The sequence below is a fragment of the Hahella chejuensis KCTC 2396 genome (genome assembly GCF_000012985.1).
Taxonomy (GTDB): Bacteria; Pseudomonadota; Gammaproteobacteria; order Pseudomonadales; family Oleiphilaceae; genus Hahella; species Hahella chejuensis.
This window is the reverse complement of sequence record NC_007645.1, coordinates 4,073,164-4,092,849: the sequence shown is the minus strand read 5'-3', so window position 1 is coordinate 4,092,849 and position 19,686 is coordinate 4,073,164. Positions and strand designations below refer to the sequence as shown.

Below are 19,686 nucleotides of genomic sequence, written 5' to 3'. Positions count from 1 at the left end.
TTGTTTGGACCATATCCTGGCGTTTCGGCTGAAGTTTTTGGCCGAGAACCCGGTTTAAGACAGGGTGGTTATCGGGATAAAAATCCAGAGCCGCGAGGATATGCTTCGTTAATTACACATCACAACACAAACGAGGAATCTATGAAGGTTCTGGTCGCTGTAAAACGAGTAATTGATTACAACGTTAAAGTACGAGTAAAGCCGGATAATACCGGTGTAGACCTGACAAACGTAAAAATGGCGATGAATCCATTCTGCGAAATCGCAGTGGAAGAAGCCGTACGCCTGAAAGAGAAAGGCGTCGCTACCGAAGTCGTCGTAGTTTCCATCGGCCCCAAAGCCGCTCAGGAACAAATCCGCACCGCACTGGCGCTGGGCGCTGACCGCGGCATCCACGTGGAGACCGACGAGGAGATTCAATCTCTGGCGGCCGCCAAGCTGTTGAAGGCGGTTGTAGAAAAAGAACAACCCAAGCTGGTGATTCTGGGCAAGCAGTCCATCGATACCGACAACAACCAGACTGGCCAGATGCTGGCGGCGCTGTGCGGCTACGCGCAGGGCACATTCGCATCTGAAGTGGTTGTTGAAGGCGATAAAGTTAATGTGACCCGTGAAATCGACGGCGGTCTGTTGACTGTGGCGCTGAATCTGCCCGCTATCGTAACCACCGACCTGCGTTTGAACGAACCCCGTTACGCTTCTCTTCCCAACATCATGAAAGCCAAGAAGAAGCCGCTGGACACTGTCACTCCTGCGGATCTTGGCGCGGAAATCGCTCCCAGACTGACCACGTTGAAAGTGGAAGCTCCTGCGCAACGTCAGGCGGGCATTAAAGTGGGCAGCGTAGCTGAGCTGGTGGACAAGCTGAAGAACGAAGCGAAGGTGATTTAAGATGAGCATTCTGGTAATTGCAGATCACGATAACAAGGTTCTGAAACCCGCTACGTTGAACGTTGTCGCAGCCGCTCAAAAAATCGGCGGAGACGTTCACGTTTTGGTTGCCGGCGCTGATTGCGGCGCTGTCGCTGAAGCGGCTTCCAAAGTAGCTGGCGTTGCGAAAGTATTGCACGCCGACAACGCCGCTTACGGCCACTTCCTGGCTGAAAACCTGGGCTTGCTGGTCGCTGAAATGGGCAAAGGCTACAGCCATGTGCTGACTTCCGCCGGCACCACTGGTAAGGACTTCATGCCCCGCGTTGCAGCGCTGCTGGACGTGGCTCAGATTTCCGACATCATCCGCGTTGATTCCGCTGACACCTTCGTGCGTCCTATCTACGCGGGCAACGCGATCGCCACAGTGCAATCCTCTGATGCGATCAAAGTCATTACCGTGCGTCCTACCGGTTTCGACCCGGTTGCGGCGGAAGGCGGCTCTGCTGCAGTGGAATCCGTTGGCGCGGCTCACGACGCAGGCATTTCTTCTTTCGTGAAAGAAGAGCTGGCCAAGTCCGACCGCCCTGAACTGACCAGTGCGAACATCGTTGTTTCCGGTGGTCGCGGCATGCAGAACGGCGACAACTTCGAAATGCTGTACAAAGTGGCTGACAAGCTGGGCGCAGCGGTTGGCGCATCTCGCGCGGCGGTTGACGCAGGCTTCGTTCCCAACGATATGCAGGTCGGTCAAACTGGTAAAATCGTGGCTCCGCAGCTGTACATCGCCGTGGGTATCTCCGGCGCGATTCAGCATTTGGCGGGTATGTCCGACAGTAAAGTCATCGTCGCGATCAACAAAGACGAAGAAGCTCCGATCTTCCAGGTGGCCGATTACGGTCTGGTGGCGGACTTGTTCGAAGCGGTTCCGCAACTGGAAGCTGAGCTGGATAAAGTTCTCTAAGCCAGTTTTGAATACTCCCTCCCCAGTCCTCCGGGGAGGGATCTCTTCTTCAGGCTGTTCTAGCCGCGCAATTCTTCAAGATCTTCAAACAACTGCAACGCTTCCGGATTGGCGAGTGCGTCCTTGTTTTTAACTTCCTTGCCGTGAATGACGTTTTTCACCGCCAGCTCAACAATCTTTCCGCTGATGGTGCGAGGGATGTCGGCGATCTGAATGATCTTCGCCGGAACATGGCGGGGCGTGGTGTTTTTGCGGATGGTCTGGGTGATGCGGCTGCATAACTCGTCGTCAAGATCGACGCCGGGGCGGGTCTTGACGAACAGAATGACTCTCTCATCGTCTCCCCAGGCCTGTCCGACCGCGATGCTTTCCAGCACCTCTTCAATTTTCTCCACTTGACGATAGATTTCGGCAGTGCCGATGCGCACGCCGCCAGGATTAAGCACGGCGTCGGAGCGGCCATGAATGATGACGCCTTTCTGCACCACTTCGCCGTTTTCCGCGTGGCTGATGAATTCGCCGTAGTCTCCATGGGCCCAGATGTTGTCGATCGAGGAAAAATAAGCGCTGTGGAAGCGCGCGCCATCTTCGTCGTTCCAAAATCCAACCGGCATGGAAGGGAAGGGCGACTTGCAGACCAGCTCGCCTTTGCCTTGCGCCAGAGAGCGGCCTGAATCGTCGACAAACTCAACATCCATGCCCAGGCCGATGCATTGTAGCTCTCCCCGGTAAACAGGCAGTGTGGGGCACCCCAGGGCGAAACAGGATACGATATCCGTTCCGCCGGAGATACTGCTCAGACAGACGCCCGCTTTCACGTCCCGATAGATGTAATCGAAACTCTCGTGAGCCAGCGGGGAGCCAGTGGAAAGTATGGCTTTAAGGTTGTCCAGACGATGGGTCTGCGCCGGCTTGAGATGATTCTTTTCACAGGCGGCGTAAAATTTGGCGCTGGAGCCAAACACGTTGATGTTTTCTTCCTGAGCAATATCGAACAGGTGAGAAGGCGACGGGTGAAACGGGGAGCCGTCATACAGCACCAGTGTAGCGCCGATGGCCAGACTGCTCACCAGCCAGTTCCACATCATCCAGCCGCAGGTGGTGTAATAGAATATGCGGTCGCCGGGTTTGAGATCGGTATGCAGTCCCAGTTCTTTCAGGTGCTGCAACAGCGTGCCGCCCTGACCATGCACGATGCACTTGGGTTGTCCGGTGGTGCCTGAGGAGTACATGATGTACAGCGGTTCGGCAAACCCGCGCCGGACGAACTCGATGGCGTTCTCGCCAGGCGCGTCCACTATGTCTTCCCAGGAAGTCGCTGTGACGCCTGACAAGTCTGTCGGCGCCGCCTGCGGGTTCTTCAGATAGTTAACCCAGACCACTCCATGCAAAGCGGGAAGCTTGCCGACGATATCCTGCACTCGGTCCGTGGTGTCGATCACTTTGCCGTTATAGTTGTAACCGCGGCAGGCGATCAATAGTTTGGGAGCAATCTGGCCAAAGCGGTCAATCACGCCGTTAAGCCCGAAGTCGGGGGAGCAGGAAGACCAGACGCCACCCAGACTGGCGGTGGCCAGCATGCCGATAACCGCTTCGGCGCAGTTAGGGATGAACGCGGCGACGCGATCGCCGGGGCCAACGCCATTCACTTTCAGAAACTGCGCTAATTTGGCGACTTGACGAAATAGCTCGTCAAAGCTCAACTCTTCGCGCCTGCCGTCTTCGCCTCTAACGATAATGGCGGGCTGGCCGCCGCGATGCTTAAGCAGGTTTTCCGCAAAATTGATTTTGGCTTCGGGGAACCACTGCGCGCCGGGCATTTTATCTGCGTTGCGCAAAAACGGCGCGCCGCCCAGATCGCCTTTGACTTGAAAGTATTCCCATATTCCCAGCCAGAACGCTTCTTTGTTCTCGACGGACCAAGTATGCAGCGCCTCGTAATGAGAAGGCGGAGACAGTTTCTTGGTCTTTAAAAATGTAATGAAATCAGTGAGTCTTGCTTGTTGTACTCGCTCGTGTTCGGGGCGCCATAAAGGAAGCGCGGTCATATAGACTCCGATATTATCCTTATTGTGAAGATTGCGCCTGCGATAACGCCAGTCCGGCTTTGGAGCCGTTATTGCGCGCCAGCAGGGCGGAGATTTCATTACCTACCATGGCGAGGCGATTCAAATCAATGTTTGTTTTCAAGCCGTTGCCGTGCAGCATGTACACCACGTCTTCCGTCGCCACATTTCCGGACGCGCCTTTTGCGTAAGGACAGCCGCCCAGTCCTGCGACAGAGGCGTCGACAGTGCGAATACCGAGGTTAAGGGCTGTGTCGATGTTGGCCAAAGCCTGCCCGTAGGTATCGTGGAAATGCACTGCCAGCCGGTCGCTCTGAATTTCTGACAGCAGGGCTTTCAGCAGATTCGCTACCTGATGGGTGGAGCCGACGCCGATGGTGTCGCCCAGAGAAACTTCATAGCAGCCTGCTTCCAGCAGCAGTTTGGTCGTCTTCAGAACCTGGGATATCTCAATGCGCCCCTCGTAAGGACAGCCCAGTACGCAGCTGACATAGCCGCGAACGGGGATGTTGCGCTCCTGCGCCAATGCGAATACCGGTTGAAAGCGCTCAATGCTCTCTTGGATGGAACAGTTGATGTTGCGCTGGTTGAACGCCTCGGAAGCAGCGGTGAACACGGCTACTTCGTTGACCTGAGTCTGTAGCGCCGCTTCCATGCCTTTCAGGTTGGGCGTCAGGGCGGCGTAAACCACATCTTTGCGCTCAGGCAACTGCTGGATCACTTCGGCGGAGCTGGCCATTTGTGGCGCCCATTTTGGAGAAACGAAACTTCCCGCCTCAATATAACTTACGCCCGCGTCAATCAGCCCCTTGATGAGGTGGACTTTCTGTTCAACGCTGAGCAGCTTGCTTTCGTTCTGCAAGCCATCGCGAGGGCCCACCTCCACGATGCGGACAAAGTCCGGGTCGCCGGTGATATGCGTGGCGTTCACTTCAGAGGACATATCAGGCTCCTTCGCCGCTGGCTTCAAACGCCACCAGAATCTGATTGGCGGTGACCACTTCGCCTTCTTTGCACAGCACTTCCGTGACGGTTCCCGCGTCTGGCGCGCGGATGCTGTGCTCCATTTTCATGGCTTCCATCACCACCAGAATGTCGCCCTTGGCTACTTTCTTTCCGGCTTGCACCGCCGTTTTGACGATGGTGCCGCCCATGGGCGCGTTCAGAGAGCCGCTGTCCTGCACATGATGCTCCGTCAGCGTATTATCGTCTGGAATCTCGAAGCGCCAATGCGCGCCGTCTTTGAAGAGGTCAATGCAGCTTTTCGAAATAGCGAAACGGAAGCAGCTCTTGACGCCATCCACCCATAGATCCACATGGGAATGGTTGCGGTTGAAGCTGACATCCGCCCAGTGCTGGCCGTCGCCAATTTTTAGCTTGTCATGATGTTGCTCCAGCAGCAGGGAGAAGGATTCGCCATTGAGCCAGAACTCGTACTCCGACGCTTCCACCAGATTCAGGCGCCAGTTATTAATCTGCGCCCAGGGTGAAAACGGGTCCTGATCTGCGGCGATGGGCGCGCCCTTGAGATTCGACCAATACAGCGCCGCCAGCGCGCATTTGGCGTTAAAAGGGATTTCCCGGTCTGCTTTTTCCAGCCCCGGATTGGCTTCCAGGAAGCCGGTCGTCAAGCGCGCCTGTGCGAAGTCATTGCTGTTGATGATGCGGCACAGATAGCCGGTGTTGGTGGTGACGCCGGTCACCAGGAAATCCGCCAGGGCGTCTTTCAGGCGTCGCCGCGCCATTTCGCGGGAAGGGCCCCAGCCGATGACTTTAGCGATCATCGGGTCATAGAAGGGGGAGATTTCGCATCCCGTCGCCACGCCGCAATCAATGCGGGTGTGTTCGCCGCTCGCGGGAGCGGAGAGAAAATGTAATGCGCCGGCGCTGGGCAGAAATCCATTCTCCGGGTCTTCAGCGTAAATACGCGCTTCAATCGCACAGCCATTGCTGCGAATGCGGTCCTGGGTCGCCGGTAAGGGTTCGCCGCCGGCGACTTTGATCTGCCACTCCACCAGGTCGAGACCCGTGATCATTTCCGTCACCGGATGCTCTACCTGCAGGCGGGTGTTCATTTCCATGAAGTAGAAGTTTTCATTTTTATCGACGAGGAACTCCACGGTGCCGGCGCCGACATAACCGATCGCTTTTCCGCACGCCACCGCCGTTTCTCCCATTTTGCGGCGGGTCTCGTCCGCCAGGTTGGGAGCGGGGGCTTCTTCGATGATCTTCTGATGACGGCGCTGAATGGAGCAGTCGCGGTCGAACAGATAGACGCCTTCACCGTGAGCGTCGAAGAAAATTTGCACCTCTACGTGACGGGGTTGCTCGATCAGTTTTTCGATCAGCATGGTTTGATCGCCAAAGGCGTTTTTCGCCTCTCGTTGTGCGGACGCCAATTGTTCATCAAACTCAGAAGGGCTGCGCACGGCGCGCATGCCTTTGCCGCCGCCGCCCGCGCTGGCTTTAAGCAGCACCGGGTAGCCGACAACTTCAGCTTGGGCGCGCAAGGCGTCAACGCTTTGGTCCTCGCGGTGGTAGCCGGGGATCAGAGGCACATTGGCCTGTTCCATCAGATGCTTGGCGCGGGCTTTATCGCCCATGGCGTCGATGGCTTTGGCGGGCGGGCCAATGAAGATCAGAGACTCTTTCGCGCATAGTGCGGCGAAGGTGGCGTTTTCAGACAGGAAGCCATAGCCGGGATGGATGGCGTCGGCACGGCATTTTTTTGCAACGGCGATAATTTTGTCTTGATTCAGATAGGTTTCCGTCGCAGTGACGCCATGCAGGGGGTAAGCCTCGTCGGCCTCCTGTACGAACGGCATGTTACGGTCCACATCCGCATATACGGCGATCGTGCGCACGCCCATGCGACTGGCGGTGCGGATAATGCGGCTGGCGATCTCGCCGCGATTAGCGATCAATAGCGTCTCAATCATGCTCGGCGGCTCCATCGGCAAGGGTCCAGGCGGCGGGACGTTTTTCCAAAAAGGCGCTGAGCCCTTCCTGTCCCTCTGGGGAGACGCGAACGTCGGCGATGGCGCGGGTGGTGTAATCGACTAGCGCGTCGTCAATGGGGCCGGACTCGATCTGACGCAACAACGCTTTGGCGCGGAACAGGGCATTGGGGCCGTTTTGTTTGAACAGGCGGGTGAAAAGCTCCACTTCCGCATCCAGACTGGTTTCTTCGACAATTTCGTGGATCAGGCCCAGGCGCAATGCCTCTTTGGCGTCGAACAGCTCGGCGGTCAGGGTATAACGCTGCATGGCGCGCGGTCCGATGGCCCTGAGTACGTAGGGGCTGATCACCGCAGGCAGAATACCCAGTTTCACTTCGCTGAGACAGAATTTGCTGCGCGCGCTGGCGATGGCGATGTCGCAGCAGCTGATCAGGCCCAGGGCTCCGCCAAAGGCGCTGCCCTGCACCCTGGCGATGGTCGGTTTGGAGAGCTCGAAGAGGCCGCGCATGAGTCTGGCCAGTTCGGCGGCGTCATCCAGATTGGCTTGATGGTCCGCATTGGCGTTGGCGCGCATCCATTCCAGGTCGGCGCCGGCGGAGAAGTGCTTGCCTTCGCTGCGCAGGACGACGATGCGTACGGCGCTGTCATTGGCGGTTTCTTCAATCATTTCGTTCAGGGACTGAATAACGTGGGCGTTAAAGGCGTTATGCTTTTCGGGCCGGTTTAATACGATTTCCGCAACGCCCTGATTTACGCGGTATAAAACGGGTTCTGACACGGCGTAACCTCTCTTGTTGGTCTGGTGGTCGGCTGAGTTGGCGTCATGTGAAGTCCTTGTCGCGCCTACATGCGGAACACGCCGAATTTGCTGTCTTTGATCGGGGCGTTCAACGCGGCGGAAAGCGCCAGGCTCAATACCATGCGGGTGTCCGCCGGATCGATGATGCCGTCGTCCCACAAACGCGCAGAAGCGTAGTAGGGGTGAGACTGTTCGTTGAACTGCTGAATGGTGGGCGCTTTGAACGCCTGCTTCTCTTCTTCGGTCCACAGCGCGCCTTTGCGGCGCAGATTATCCTCGCGCACCTGCGCCAGTACGCCCGCCGCCTGCTCTCCGCCCATGACTGCGATGCGGGCGTTTGGCCACATCCACAGAAAGCGAGGGTTGTAGCCGCGGCCGCACATACCGTAGTTGCCGGCGCCGAAACTGCCGCCGATGATGACGGTGAATTTGGGCACTTCCGCACAGGCGACAGCGGTAACCAGCTTGGCGCCGTTTTTGGCGATGCCGCCTTCTTCATACTGCTTGCCCACCATGAAGCCGGTGATGTTCTGCAGGAACACCAATGGGATTTTGCGCTGGCAGCACAGCTCGATAAAGTGAGCGCCTTTGACCGCAGACTCGCTGAACAAAATGCCGTTGTTGGCGATGATGCCCACGGGGTAGCCGTTGATGCGGGCGAAACCGCACACCAGCGTTGCGCCATAGAGCGCCTTGAACTCGTCGAATTCGGAACCGTCCACCAGTCTGGCGATGACTTCGTGCACGTCATAAGGCGTACGCAGATCAGTAGGGACGACGCCGCGCAGCTGTTGAGCGGGGTAGAGCGGCTCTACCGGCGTCTGGATGTCCATGGTGACAGTTTTCTTGCGGTTGAGGCGTTTAACCGCCTGTCTGGCCAGCAAGAGGGCGTGAAATTCGTCTTGAGCGTAATGATCCGCCACTCCGGAGATACGACAATGGACGTCTGCGCCGCCCAGGTCCTCGGCGCTGACTTCTTCGCCGGTGGCGGCTTTCACCAAAGGCGGTCCCGCCAGGAAAATAGAACTCTGTCCTTTCACCATGATGGCTTCATCCGCCATGGCGGGCACATAAGCGCCGCCAGCGGTGCAAAGGCCCATTACCACGGCGATCTGAGGAATGCCCTGCGCGGACATGCGCGCCTGACGATAGAAAATGTGCCCGAAATCTTCTTTGTCGGGGAAGACTTCATCCTGCTGCGGCAGGTTGGCGCCGCCGGAATCCACCAGATAAATGCAGGGCAGGTTGTTCTCTTCTGCAATGGTCTGGGCGCGGATATGCTTCTTCACTGTCAGTGGGTAGTAGGTGCCGCCTTTGACCGTCGAATCGTTGGCGACAATCATGCATTCGATGCCTTCGACGCGTCCGATACCGGCGATGACGCCGGCGGCGGGAACATTGTCATCGTAAACGTTGTAGGCGGCGAATTGGCCGATTTCAAGAAACGGCGAACCCGGATCTAGTAATTTGGCGACCCGCTCACGGGGCAGCAACTTTCCTTTTGCGCGCTGCTTTTCCTGAGCGGCGTGGCCGCCGCCTTGTTCGATAAAACTGATTTCGGTCTTCAGATCATCCACCAGTTTGCTCATCGCCGCGTACTGGCTTTGATAGCTTTCGCTGTCAGTGGATGTTTGGGATTTCAGAACAGCCATAGCTTCGTCCTGTCTTGCTGGGTGGTTGTTTGGATTCCTTGCGGAGAGCCGGCGCCAGGGGCTACCGGGACTCCTCGAACAGTTCGCGACCGATCAGCATTCTGCGGATCTCAGAGGTGCCGGCGCCGATCTCATACAGCTTGGCGTCGCGCAGCAGTCTGCCGGTGGAGAATTCGTTGATGTAGCCGTTGCCTCCCAGGATCTGGATCGCGTCGAGGGCCATTTGGGTGGCTTTTTCCGCGCAGTATAGAATCACGCCGGCGGCGTCCTTCCGTGTGGTTTCTCCACGATCACAAGCGGCGGCGACAGCATAAAGATAGGCGCGGCAGGCGTTCAGGGTGGTGTACATATCCGCCACTTTGCCCTGGATCAGCTGGAACTGCCCAATAGGCTGACCGAACTGCTCGCGCTCATGGATGTAAGGTACAACTGCGTCCATACAGGCCTGCATAATGCCGATAGGGCCGGCGGCCAGTACGACGCGCTCGTAGTCCAGACCGCTCATCAGGACTTTCACGCCCTGGTTGAGGCCGCCGAGGATATTTTCTTCTGGAACTTCACAGTTATCGAACACCAGCTCACAGGTATTGGAGCCGCGCATACCCAGTTTGTCGAGTTTGGGGGAGCGGGAGAAGCCGGGGTAGTCGCGTTCGACGATGAAAGCGGTGATGCCTCTGGGGCCAGCTTGAACGTCTGTCTTGGCGTAGATGACGTAAGTGTGCGCGTCAGGGCCGTTGGTGATCCACATTTTGGCGCCGTTCAGCACATACTTGTCGCCTTTTTTCACCGCCTGCAGCTTCATGCTGACCACATCGCTGCCAGCGTTGGGCTCGCTCATGGCGAGGGCGCCGATATGTTCGCCGGAGATCAGTTTCGGCAAATACTTCTGTCTTTGTTCTGGCGTGCCGTTGCGGTAAATCTGGTTGACGCACAAGTTGGAATGAGCGCCGTAGCTGAGCGCGATGGACGCAGACGCGCGGCTGATTTCTTCCATGACGAGGACATGAGCCAGATATCCCAGTTCAGCGCCGCCGAACTCCTCGCTGACGGTGACGCCGAGCAGGCCCATCTCGCCCAGGCGCGGCCATAACTGGTTAGGAAACGCGTTGTCCTTGTCCACTTGGGCGGCGATAGGGGCGATCTCTTTCTGCGCGAAGCCTGCGACCTGCTCGCGCAGCATATCCAGGGTCTCGCCCAGTCCGAAGTTCAGGGAGTGATAGTGATTGGCCATAATGGTTCCTTTGTTATTTTTAACGTTGAATCAATGTCGTCAGAAGAAGGCCGGCGGCGATTGTCTGTGCGCATTGGCCGCGCGCATATGTCGTCAGCCTTTTCCAAAATCCGCCAGCGCCTGACGGCAGCGCTCCTCCGCTTCATCCAGTTCTTCCTGCATGAGGCGGATATCAGAAAGTTGCTGCTTCAGGATGTCTCTTTTTTCCGCAATTTTGTTCAGCATCAGTTGTAACTGCACCCGGTTGCCGCTGTCCGGGTCGTACATGCAGATAATTTGTTTGGATTCCGCCAGGGAGAATCCGAGTCGTTTGCCTCGCAAGATAAGCTTGAGGTAGACGCGGTCTTTTTCGGAGTAGATACGGGTCTGTCCCTGCCGTTCCGGGCTGAGCAGCCCTTCCGCTTCATAAAATCGGATTGTCCTTGTGGTAACGTCGAACTCCTTCGCCAGGTCACTGATGCTGTAGTTTTTTGTCATGGGCGTTCTCTGTCTGAATTGAGCAAAATTATTGCAGTAAGTTTACGTTTACGTCAACGTTATAATGCATCGCCGAGAGGAGTGGAGATGGAAGTGGTGGATAGCGAATGTTGAGGGTGTCGACTTTAGCCGTTGGATGGCGCTTGCGCTGGGGCGGAATAACACGGAGTTAGCGGAAAAGTGTTTGATTGAAAAAGAAAATTGAAGAGAGCATAGAGGCCGGACGCAGCTCAGTGAGGCTGCGCAGCGATATGAGATTATAGACGAGCCTGTAGCTGTTGCAGCATGCGAGTGTTCAGGTCGTTCCACTGATCCAGGCGGTTGGCCTGGCCCACGCGTTTGCCCAGTCCCCGTTGTTTAGACAGCCACAGACCGTCGCCATTGAAGCTGTAAATGGGGTAGAGGTCGTCGCGCTCAGAGCCGGAGCGGATTTCCTGGATCAGGTTGTCCAGTATCAGCGGTTCTTTGTCCTGGTCAGGATAATAGGCGAGCACCATATGCGCCTGGTTGAGCTTCAGCGCCTTAACGTAGGTAATGCGTAATTTGTCGTCCGGTACGCCCATTTCACGCAGGGCGAAATATTTGGCGATGGAATAGTCTTCGCAGTCGCCGCCGTTGGTGACTAATAGTTCGACGGGCGTCGCCCAATAATCTTCCTGTCCCCAGTGTTTGATGTCTGGAATGAACTGCGTTTCGTTAAAGAAGGCGTTTACCATCATCAACTTACGTTCGTCGGGAATGTCTTTGGGCGTGTTAAGCAGTTTTTGCCAGCGTTCCAGGCGCTCACGGGCGGAGCCGCCATATTCGCGCTCTACGTGGGTCAGAATTTGCTGGCTGATTTCGAAGGCCGCAGACGCAACAAGAGCCCAGCATGAAAACAGGGTAATGACTGTTTTGACACGCAATTTTCTTGTCCACTGCATAGGTGGGGCGTCCCGTCGTCGATGTCGTTGGTGTGGCTAATACCAGTTGATGAACCGGTGTCGTAGTTATGTTTATGAGTTTAAGTATAGGAATTAATCGTAAATTTGACTGGATGAGTTTTGTAAAGCTGTGTAAGGAAAGGTGAACCCTCAGACTAGCCCTAAGTGGCTTAAATACAAGGAAAATAAAACGTGTTGCGCTGAGTGCATTTGGAGGAGGTGACGATTGTAAATCGTTAATCCAGGAAGGCGGGGAGGCGGCGCCGGAACGAAATTGACGTTTCGGCGCTTAAATCGGGCGCGCTTAACCGTTGTTCTTTTGGCGGATTTGTTCGCGCAATTTTTGCAGTCGATCACGAATTTCCTGGCGACGTTGCTCGTCCATTTCGCTCAGCTCAGAACTGTTGTCGCTGGAGGGCTCGGAAAACTCTTCTGGCGGCTGATCGATAGCGTAAGTCGGTTCTTCCTGGTAGGCCGGTTCTGAAATCGCCTGCTGAGAGCCGTCATCATGCGGAGCATCTACGACGGGGACGGGCTCGCCGCCGCTGTCAGGCTGCTCGTATTTAGGTTCTTCATACTGAGGCTCCGGGTATTCCGGCTCTTGGTACTGCGGCTCTTCGTACACGGGTTCTTCGTAAGCAGGCTCGGAGTAGTCGGAGGAATCGTCACGGGAGACGCTGGCGTAGGTTTCTATGCTGGCCCCGGAACTGGAGTCTTCGGGAAAAAACAGGTTTTCCAGGCTGCCGCGGCGGTCAATAACCACACGGTTGGCGTAGACGGAATGTAGTGTTGCGTTGCCGGGCATGTTTTCGCCCACGCGGAAGAAATCGGTATTGCGATCCGGCCCTTCAATCAGTGCGCCGCCGGACTCGCCTTTTTCAAGGTTGGTGGCGGCTACGCCGCGTAAGGTCAGGCGCAGATTGGTGGACGGCAGGTCTTCGGTCTCTTTTTTCTGCGCGACAGGCTCGTTTTTACCGAATAAGTTCAGTGGAGCCAGTTGCTGGACGGTCCGTTCCTGTTTGACCTGGGCCGCTGGCGCAGCTTTGACTACAATTTCCTTCGTGGTGTTGTAGTCGAGCCAGAACTGGTAGCCGCGCCATCCAACTGTCGCAGTAGCGGCGATCAGCAGTAGCGACGCCGTAATGGAGGGTGCGGATTTGAGTAGTTTGTCTTTGTTCACGATGAATCTGTCTCGGTGTTCTAATGGCTCGCTTTTTATTATGTGCGACCATTATCCCGGTTAAGTAATTCTATGTCCGGTATTCTTGCTGTAGCAGCTCTAAAAGAAAAGTCCGGAATTCTCAAAAATATACTAAAAACGGGTATTTAATGGTCTTTATTACATATAATTAACTATAAATGAAATGAGACCAGGTAGTCTGGAATCTCTTGAAAAGATAAAGTAGATTCTCAAACCTTCCCGGCTTCCATATATGGCCTGAGCGTAAGCCGGAATGACAATGTTTACAATAGACTAAAGGTTAGATATGGACGAGCGCCAACTCGAAGCAACTGAAGACGCGATCCCAGTATTGACGGACGATTCCGAAGATCAGGAGGATCAGCCGCGGTCCTATTACCGCTTGCCGTTTTCATTCGCCAAGCGTCACGGCGTGTTTGTCGGTCAACCTGATCAGGATCATGGTCAAATTGTCTATTACAAAGAGTCGTTGAAGCCGCATATATTTGCGGAAGTAAATCGATATGTAGAAGGCAAATGCCGCTTTGAAGTCATTGAAGACGGCGTCTTTGAAGATGGGCTTGCGAAGGCGTATCAGAATGACTCTACTGAAGCCATGCAAATGGTGGAAGGCTTGGGTGACGATATGGACCTGGCCAGTCTGGCGGATTCCGTTCCGGAAACGGAAGATCTGCTGGAACAGGAAGACGACGCGCCCATCATTCGTCTGATCAACGCTATTCTGACGGAAGCGGTTAAAACCAACGCTTCGGATATTCATATAGAAACCTTTGAAAAAGACCTTGTCGTGCGCTTCCGCGTGGATGGCGTATTGCGAGAGATGGTCAAACCCAAGCGCGCGCTGGCGCCGCTGCTGGTGTCCCGTATCAAGGTTATGTCCAGACTGGATATCGCAGAAAAAAGAGTTCCACAGGACGGCCGGATTTCCCTGCGCGTAGCAGGTAAAGAAGTGGATATCCGGGTGTCCACCATGCCTTCCGCCAACGGCGAACGTATCGTACTGCGTTTGCTGGATAAACAGGCGGGCAGACTGAAACTTGAAAAGCTTGGCATGGCCGATCGTGACTTCAAGCTGATCAAGAAACTGATTCATCGTCCCCACGGCATTATTCTGGTGACGGGGCCTACCGGTTCCGGTAAAACCACCAGCTTGTACGCAGGCCTTTCTGAAATTAACGACCGCAGCCGCAATATTTTAACGGTCGAAGATCCTATCGAATACAACTTGCCTGGCATCGGCCAGACTCAGGTCAACACCAAAGTCGATATGACCTTTGCCCGCGGTCTGCGCGCTATTCTGCGTCAGGACCCGGACGTGGTGATGATCGGTGAGATCCGCGACTTGGAAACGGCCGAAATCGCCGTGCAGGCGAGTTTGACGGGTCACTTGGTATTATCCACCCTTCACACCAACAGCGCGGTGGGCGCTGTAACCCGTTTGATGGATATGGGCGTGGAGCCTTTTTTGATATCTTCCAGTTTGATCGGGGTTATAGCTCAGCGTCTGGTGCGCGTATTGTGCGACCAGTGTAAGGAAGCCTACACGCCGGACGACGAAGTATGCGAGTTCCTCGGCATCGATCCGCACAACCCCCAGCAAATCTATCATGCGAAAGGCTGTGCAGACTGTAACCATCTTGGTTATCGGGGGCGGTTGGGTATTTACGAAGTTATTGAGGTTGATGAAGAGCTTCGTCATCTGGTGCATAAGCAAGCCGGCGAAATGGAACTGGAAGCCAGCGCTCGCAAGCGGGGCCCGAGCATTCATGCGGACGGCATAGCTAAAGTATTGAAAGGCCTGACCTCTGTGGAAGAGGTCGTGCGGGTAACTCACCGGGAGTAAAGCGCAAAGGGCGATTATTGAAGAAGGTTCGACGGCGGGCGCTTACTTCAGAACGGCAGTCTAAATTTCATAGTATTACCGCATATGGCAGCATTTGATTTTAAAGCCCTGGACCAGAAGGGGCGTCCGCAAAAAGGCGTTCTTGAAGCGGACAGCGCCCGTCAGGTCAGGCAGCAGATTCGTGATAAAGGATGGACGCCTCTGGAAGTCACCCAGGCGTCTGAAAAGCAGAGTAATAAAAATGGCGGAGGCGGCGGCTTTCGTCCCCGCGGAAGCCGGTTGGGCGCTGCTGACCTTGCATTGTTGACCCGTCAGATCGCTACCTTGATCCAGTCTGGCATCCCCGTGGAGGAAACGCTGAGCGCGGTGGCTTCGCAAAGTGAAAAAGCCAAAGTCAGAAGTATGATGCTGGCGGTGCGTGCGAAGGTATTAGAGGGCTATTCTCTGGCGGATAGCCTTAGCGAGTTTCCCAGTGCGTTTCCTGAACTTTATCGTTCAACGGTAGCGGCCGGGGAGCACGCAGGTCATCTGGATCTGGTGCTCAACCGTTTGGCGGATTACACCGAGCAGCGGCAGATGAGCCGGCAGAAAATCCAGCTTGCCGCCATTTACCCTATTATCCTCACCTTCGTGGCGTTCGGCATCGTTGGTTTCCTGCTGGGTTACGTGGTGCCTGACATCATCAAAGTGTTCGTCAGTAAAGGGCAGGCGTTGCCCGCTTTAACTCAGGTGATCCTGGCGCTGAGCGACTTTGTCGCCAACTACGCGCTGCTTATTGTGGCCGCTCTGGTCATCGCCTTCTTCTCCTTCACATACGCGATGAAGAAAGAAGGGTTTCGACTTCAGGTGCATCGGCAATTGCTGCACCTGCCATTCACTGCGAAGATGTCGCGGGGAATCAATACCGCTCGTTTCGCCAGTACGCTCAGTATTCTTAACAGCAGCGGCGTACCGTTGGTTGACGCCATGCGCATCGCTGGAGAGGTGTTGAGCAATCAATGGTTGAAACTACGGGTCGCCGAAGCGGCGCAAAAAGTGCGGGAAGGCGGCAGTCTGTACAAGTGCCTGGAGCAGACCGGTTATTTTCCGCCGATGATGATTCATATGATCGCCAGTGGCGAGGCCAGCGGCGAGTTGGGGGAAATGCTGGAAAGGACCGCCAGCAGCCAGGAAAACGATCTGCAAAGCCGCATCGCAACGATGGTCGGACTATTTGAACCCTTGATGCTTTTGGTCATGGGCGGCGTGGTGTTGATTATCGTTATGGCGATCATGTTGCCGATTTTGAGCATGAGCGATCTGGTTGGTTAAAATACACATCAATAAAAGAAGTAATGTTACAGAGGGAAAAAATGAAACCTAAAGCGTCATTCAAAACCAGGAAATCCGTACAGGGCTTCACCCTGATCGAAATCATGGTTGTATTGGTTATCCTTGGATTGCTGGTGGCTGCTGTAGCGCCCAAGATATTGGGACGCGCTGACCAGGCGAAAGTGACGACCACGCAAACGAACATCAAAACCATCAGTAATGCTCTGAACATGTACAAACTGGATAACTACAACTATCCCAGCAGTGAGCAGGGCATTGAAGCGCTGGTGAACAAGCCGTCCGGTTTCCCAGAAGCAAAAAACTGGAACCCAGAGGGCTATATCGACAAACTGCCCGTTGACGGCTGGCAGAGAGAGTTCGTTTACATTTCTCCCGGCACCCATGGCGCTTTTGACCTGTACTCGTTGGGCGCCGACGGCAAAGAAGGCGGCGAAGGTTACGACGCTGACATCACCAGTTGGGATAGATAACCGGTACGCCGTCTATGTGTTTGGCGGTGTTTGGATAGAGATATTATGAAGCGCGCTCACAAAGGTTTTACGCTGATTGAAATACTGGTCGTGCTGGTCATTATCTCGGTAATGGTCGGCATGGTCACGTTGGTGGTCAGCGGCAATCGTGAGCGCAGAGAACTGGAAAATGAGGCCAGGAAACTTCTGGCCATCATGCAGATGACCTCCGACGAAGCCATCTTTCAGAACGTGGATATCGGATTGCGCTTGGATGACCATGGCTATGGGTTCATGGGATTTGACGATACGGCGCTGGCCTGGGTCGAGTTGCCACAGGAATTTCTGAAGGAAAGAGAGCTGCCCGAGTGGGTGGTTGTGGACTTCGACAAAAAGAACAAAGAGATTGAGCTGAAAAACAAGGACGAAGGCAAGAAAGACAAAAAGGACGACAAAGACAAGAAGTTCCTCCCTCAAATCCTGTTTTTGTCCAGTGGGGAAAATACCCCGGTCAACATCGAACTGAAGCTGAAAAGCAATGAAGAAATTAAGTTCATCATCAAATCCGATGGCTTGAACGGATTTGAAATGAAAGGGCCGGCGGATGATGAAGATGCTTAAACCATTGCGACGGTCGCCGCAACGGCGCGCAGAAGGCTTTACGCTGCTGGAAGTGCTAGTGGCTTTGCTGATTTTTTCCATCAGCGTCGCCGCTTTGGTGCGGGGCATGACGCAGATTGTGAAGCAGACGGAACAGTTGGAGCTAAAAACCTTCGCCGCCTGGATCGCCGACAATGCATATACGGAACTCGCCATTGCGGAAAATTTTCCCGCCGTTGGCGAAAAGAAGAAAACCGTGGAGTACGCCAGCCGTACGTGGCGCGTCGTTGAAAAAGTCATCGCGACGCCGAATCCCCAGATGAGAAAAGTGGAAATTCAGGTCCTGATCGCCGATACGGCGAACCTGTCGGAAAGACAGGTTCTCTCGGTCACCTCGTTTATAGGTAATAACTCCTGATGTCTCCCGCAGTCATGTCGTCAAAGCGCGGTGTCGTGAAAGCCCGCTCCCGGGAACAGGGATTTACTTTGCTGGAGGTGCTGATCGCCGTCACCATCACGGCGATTATTGGCACGGCCGCGTTTCAGTTTCTGGGGCAGGGGATACGTAATAAAGAAAATCTGGAAATCAAGAGCAAGTCTTTAGGAGAGATTCAAAAGGCGCAGCGCGTGCTGGAAGCGGATCTTGGCCAAATTGTGGCCCGCAGCGTGCGCGGAGAATATGGCGATGAATTTTATTCCGTCACCAATCTGAATGCGCTGAAGCTGATCGAATTTTCCCGCACGGGTTGGCGCGACACCAACGATCTGCTGGAGTTGATTACGGAAGATGAAGAGGAAATCAGTCGCCGCAGTAATTTGCAGCGGGTTTCCTATGAGTTGGAAGAGAATACGTTGTATCGGGAGTACTGGGAAGTCATGGACCGGGCCCAGGACTCTGAGCCGCTAAAACAACGTCTGCTGACGAATGTGAAATCCGTGAAGTTCAGGTTTATGGACAAAGATAACCAGTGGCATAACGAGTGGCCAACTGAAGATATGCTGACCAACCAGAACGAACCCGCTTATTTGAAAGTCCCCAAAGCGCTGGAGATCACTCTGGATCATGAAAAGTTCGGAAACATCCGCCGTATTTATCAAGTGGCGGGCTGGGCTGAGATAAAAGACGCCGCCAATGGCGGGGGGAGTGGCGGTAACACTGGCGGCGGAAGCGGTAGCGACAATTCCGGCGGCGATAAACCAGACCCCAACAATAACGGCGGCTCAGGTAGCGGTCGTGGTTAGCGGCGGAAATAGCGGGCTGCGCAAGCAGTCCGGGATGGCGGCGCTAATCGTTATCTTCATTGTCGCGCTTGTGATGGTGTTGGTGGGCGGCCTCTTTAACATTCATTACCTGGATATCCGACGCACTTCCAATATTCTGGAGCAAGATCAGGCGAAGATGTACGCCCTGGCGGCGGAAACCTACGCCCGGACCATTCTGCGTGAAGACTTCGCCCAAGATAAGAAAGCCAACAAGATGGTGGACCATGAGGTCGATAACATCGATGAACCCTGGGGACAGTATGCTATTCAGATTCCCATCGACACCAATGTCGGCATCCAGGGCCAAATTGACGATCTTATGGGGCGCTTCAATATCAATAGTCTGGTGACCAATAAAAACGGCGCCAGCGCCGTGAACAAAGAGGCGGTGCAGCAGTTTGAGCGCTTGTTAAGCTCCCTGAAAGACATCAATCCGGATGTGACGGCGGAGAAGTTCGTCGATTGGATAGATGTGGACGATCAGATCTATCAGCTCAAAGGGGCGGAAGAAGAAACCTATCTGCTTAAAAAACCGCCATATCGCGCCGCAAACTCGTATTTCAATGATATATCGGAATTTTGGCTGATCGACGGCATGGACGCGGCGACTTATAAAGAGCTTAAAAAGTTTGTGGCGATCCTGCCCAACAGCTCCGGCATGCTCAATGTGAACACCGCGCCGGCGGAAGTGTTGATGGCGTATATTCCCGGGCTGGATAAGCAGACGGCGGATAAGATCGTCGATATTCGCAAAGAAGAAGGGCATTTCGCCGATGTGAATCAGTTTCTTTCTCTGGCTGAGTTAGCGGGTAAGAAAGACATACCCAAGAAGCTGTTCAAGGTGAATAGCGAGTATTTTCAGGCGACGTTGCGCGCTATTTTTAATGAACGGACAACGCGGTTAATATCTATAATTCATCGTGACGCTGAAGAAGGTAACACCAGCGTTTTGCGACGGGATTTTGGTAAAAAAGAAGACATTACCAAGGAAGTGTATGTTCCCAAATAAGGACGAGTTCAGTTTCTGGCTTTCCGTCGCGGGACTGTTCGGAAGAA

18 protein-coding genes are annotated in these 19,686 nt (G+C 54.7%); 9 read left to right on the top strand and 9 right to left on the bottom strand.

The window, feature by feature from the left end; all coding sequences use genetic code 11:
- The first annotated feature begins 141 nt into the window (after positions 1-141).
- Together HCH_RS17665 and HCH_RS17660 are read left to right on the top strand one after the other, a co-directional pair.
- Positions 142-891, top strand: coding sequence for an electron transfer flavoprotein subunit beta/FixA family protein (locus tag HCH_RS17665; RefSeq protein ID WP_011397737.1), 750 nt, complete (start codon positions 142-144; stop codon positions 889-891).
- Between the two features lies 1 nt (position 892).
- Complete coding sequence (locus HCH_RS17660; RefSeq protein ID WP_011397736.1) at positions 893-1,834, top strand: electron transfer flavoprotein subunit alpha/FixB family protein; 942 nt, start codon at positions 893-895, stop codon at positions 1,832-1,834.
- A gap of 59 nt (positions 1,835-1,893) precedes the next feature.
- Here the strand turns inward: HCH_RS17660 and HCH_RS17655 are convergent, their stop codons facing one another.
- The 9 genes from HCH_RS17655 to HCH_RS32490 form a co-directional block, all read right to left on the bottom strand.
- Positions 1,894-3,882: an acetoacetate--CoA ligase gene (locus tag HCH_RS17655; protein WP_011397735.1), complete on the bottom strand. Its 1,989-nt coding sequence runs from the start codon at positions 3,880-3,882 to the stop codon at positions 1,894-1,896.
- A 19-nt stretch (positions 3,883-3,901) separates the two neighbouring features.
- Positions 3,902-4,843, bottom strand: coding sequence for a hydroxymethylglutaryl-CoA lyase (locus HCH_RS17650; protein ID WP_011397734.1), 942 nt, complete (start codon positions 4,841-4,843; stop codon positions 3,902-3,904).
- Between the two features lies 1 nt (position 4,844).
- Positions 4,845-6,839, bottom strand: a complete 1,995-nt coding sequence (locus HCH_RS17645; RefSeq protein ID WP_011397733.1) for an acetyl/propionyl/methylcrotonyl-CoA carboxylase subunit alpha — start codon at positions 6,837-6,839, stop codon at positions 4,845-4,847.
- Positions 6,832-7,638, bottom strand: coding sequence for an enoyl-CoA hydratase/isomerase family protein (locus HCH_RS17640; protein ID WP_011397732.1), 807 nt, complete (start codon positions 7,636-7,638; stop codon positions 6,832-6,834). Before HCH_RS17640 ends, HCH_RS17645 begins: the two co-directional genes overlap by 8 nt.
- A gap of 65 nt (positions 7,639-7,703) precedes the next feature.
- On the bottom strand, positions 7,704-9,311 hold the full coding sequence (locus tag HCH_RS17635; RefSeq protein ID WP_011397731.1) for a carboxyl transferase domain-containing protein: 1,608 nt from the start codon (positions 9,309-9,311) through the stop codon (positions 7,704-7,706).
- A gap of 61 nt (positions 9,312-9,372) precedes the next feature.
- Complete coding sequence (locus tag HCH_RS17630) at positions 9,373-10,542, bottom strand: isovaleryl-CoA dehydrogenase (protein WP_011397730.1); 1,170 nt, start codon at positions 10,540-10,542, stop codon at positions 9,373-9,375.
- Positions 10,543-10,635: 93 nt separating this feature from the next.
- The gene (locus HCH_RS17625; RefSeq protein ID WP_011397728.1) at positions 10,636-11,019 is read right to left on the bottom strand and encodes a MerR family transcriptional regulator; all 384 of its coding nucleotides are present in this window, start codon (positions 11,017-11,019) and stop codon (positions 10,636-10,638) included.
- 257 nt (positions 11,020-11,276) lie between these two features.
- On the bottom strand, positions 11,277-11,942 hold the full coding sequence (locus HCH_RS17620) for a transglutaminase-like cysteine peptidase (protein WP_011397726.1): 666 nt from the start codon (positions 11,940-11,942) through the stop codon (positions 11,277-11,279).
- A gap of 304 nt (positions 11,943-12,246) precedes the next feature.
- Positions 12,247-13,122 carry a type II secretion system protein N gene (locus HCH_RS32490; protein ID WP_011397725.1) on the bottom strand — a complete coding sequence of 292 codons (876 nt, stop codon included), beginning with the start codon at positions 13,120-13,122 and terminating at the stop codon, positions 12,247-12,249.
- A 307-nt stretch (positions 13,123-13,429) separates the two neighbouring features.
- Here HCH_RS32490 and gspE point away from each other — a divergent pair, with 307 nt between their 5' ends.
- From gspE to gspK, 7 genes are all read left to right on the top strand, one after another.
- Complete coding sequence (gspE, locus tag HCH_RS17610; protein ID WP_011397724.1) at positions 13,430-14,986, top strand: type II secretion system ATPase GspE; 1,557 nt, start codon at positions 13,430-13,432, stop codon at positions 14,984-14,986.
- An 84-nt stretch (positions 14,987-15,070) separates the two neighbouring features.
- Positions 15,071-16,297 carry a type II secretion system inner membrane protein GspF gene (gspF, locus tag HCH_RS17605; protein ID WP_011397723.1) on the top strand — a complete coding sequence of 409 codons (1,227 nt, stop codon included), beginning with the start codon at positions 15,071-15,073 and terminating at the stop codon, positions 16,295-16,297.
- A gap of 41 nt (positions 16,298-16,338) precedes the next feature.
- On the top strand, positions 16,339-16,788 hold the full coding sequence (gspG, locus tag HCH_RS17600) for a type II secretion system major pseudopilin GspG (RefSeq protein WP_011397722.1): 450 nt from the start codon (positions 16,339-16,341) through the stop codon (positions 16,786-16,788).
- 45 nt (positions 16,789-16,833) lie between these two features.
- Positions 16,834-17,388 carry a type II secretion system minor pseudopilin GspH gene (gene gspH / locus HCH_RS17595; RefSeq protein WP_011397721.1) on the top strand — a complete coding sequence of 185 codons (555 nt, stop codon included), beginning with the start codon at positions 16,834-16,836 and terminating at the stop codon, positions 17,386-17,388.
- Positions 17,381-17,785 (top strand): type II secretion system minor pseudopilin GspI, encoded by a 405-nt coding sequence (gene gspI / locus HCH_RS17590; protein ID WP_041599679.1) that lies wholly within the window; start codon positions 17,381-17,383, stop codon positions 17,783-17,785. The genes gspH and gspI overlap by 8 nt, the downstream gene beginning before the upstream one ends.
- Positions 17,785-18,609, top strand: a complete 825-nt coding sequence (gspJ, locus tag HCH_RS17585; protein WP_011397719.1) for a type II secretion system minor pseudopilin GspJ — start codon at positions 17,785-17,787, stop codon at positions 18,607-18,609. Before gspI ends, gspJ begins: the two co-directional genes overlap by 1 nt.
- Complete coding sequence (gene gspK / locus HCH_RS17580) at positions 18,512-19,639, top strand: type II secretion system minor pseudopilin GspK (protein ID WP_238384911.1); 1,128 nt, start codon at positions 18,512-18,514, stop codon at positions 19,637-19,639. The genes gspJ and gspK overlap by 98 nt, the downstream gene beginning before the upstream one ends.
- Positions 19,640-19,686: the final 47 nt, after the last annotated feature.

Bases quoted from the DNA above. Each gene is read 5' to 3' on its own strand.
- gspJ (WP_011397719.1), top strand. From the start codon at position 17,785: ATGTCTCCCGCAGTCATGTCGTCAAAGCGCGGTGTCGTGAAAGCCCGC.
- HCH_RS17630 (WP_011397730.1), bottom strand. From the start codon at position 10,542: ATGGCCAATCACTATCACTCCCTGAACTTCGGACTGGGCGAGACCCTG.
- HCH_RS17620 (WP_011397726.1), bottom strand. From the start codon at position 11,942: ATGCAGTGGACAAGAAAATTGCGTGTCAAAACAGTCATTACCCTGTTT.
- HCH_RS17655 (WP_011397735.1), bottom strand. From the start codon at position 3,882: ATGACCGCGCTTCCTTTATGGCGCCCCGAACACGAGCGAGTACAACAA.
- gspH (WP_011397721.1), top strand. From the start codon at position 16,834: ATGAAGCGCGCTCACAAAGGTTTTACGCTGATTGAAATACTGGTCGTG.
- HCH_RS17645 (WP_011397733.1), bottom strand. From the start codon at position 6,839: ATGATTGAGACGCTATTGATCGCTAATCGCGGCGAGATCGCCAGCCGC.
- HCH_RS17650 (WP_011397734.1), bottom strand. From the start codon at position 4,843: ATGTCCTCTGAAGTGAACGCCACGCATATCACCGGCGACCCGGACTTT.
- HCH_RS17635 (WP_011397731.1), bottom strand. From the start codon at position 9,311: ATGGCTGTTCTGAAATCCCAAACATCCACTGACAGCGAAAGCTATCAA.
- gspF (WP_011397723.1), top strand. From the start codon at position 15,071: ATGGCAGCATTTGATTTTAAAGCCCTGGACCAGAAGGGGCGTCCGCAA.
- HCH_RS17625 (WP_011397728.1), bottom strand. From the start codon at position 11,019: ATGACAAAAAACTACAGCATCAGTGACCTGGCGAAGGAGTTCGACGTT.
- HCH_RS17665 (WP_011397737.1), top strand. From the start codon at position 142: ATGAAGGTTCTGGTCGCTGTAAAACGAGTAATTGATTACAACGTTAAA.
- gspG (WP_011397722.1), top strand. From the start codon at position 16,339: ATGAAACCTAAAGCGTCATTCAAAACCAGGAAATCCGTACAGGGCTTC.
- gspE (WP_011397724.1), top strand. From the start codon at position 13,430: ATGGACGAGCGCCAACTCGAAGCAACTGAAGACGCGATCCCAGTATTG.
- HCH_RS17660 (WP_011397736.1), top strand. From the start codon at position 893: ATGAGCATTCTGGTAATTGCAGATCACGATAACAAGGTTCTGAAACCC.
- gspI (WP_041599679.1), top strand. From the start codon at position 17,381: ATGCTTAAACCATTGCGACGGTCGCCGCAACGGCGCGCAGAAGGCTTT.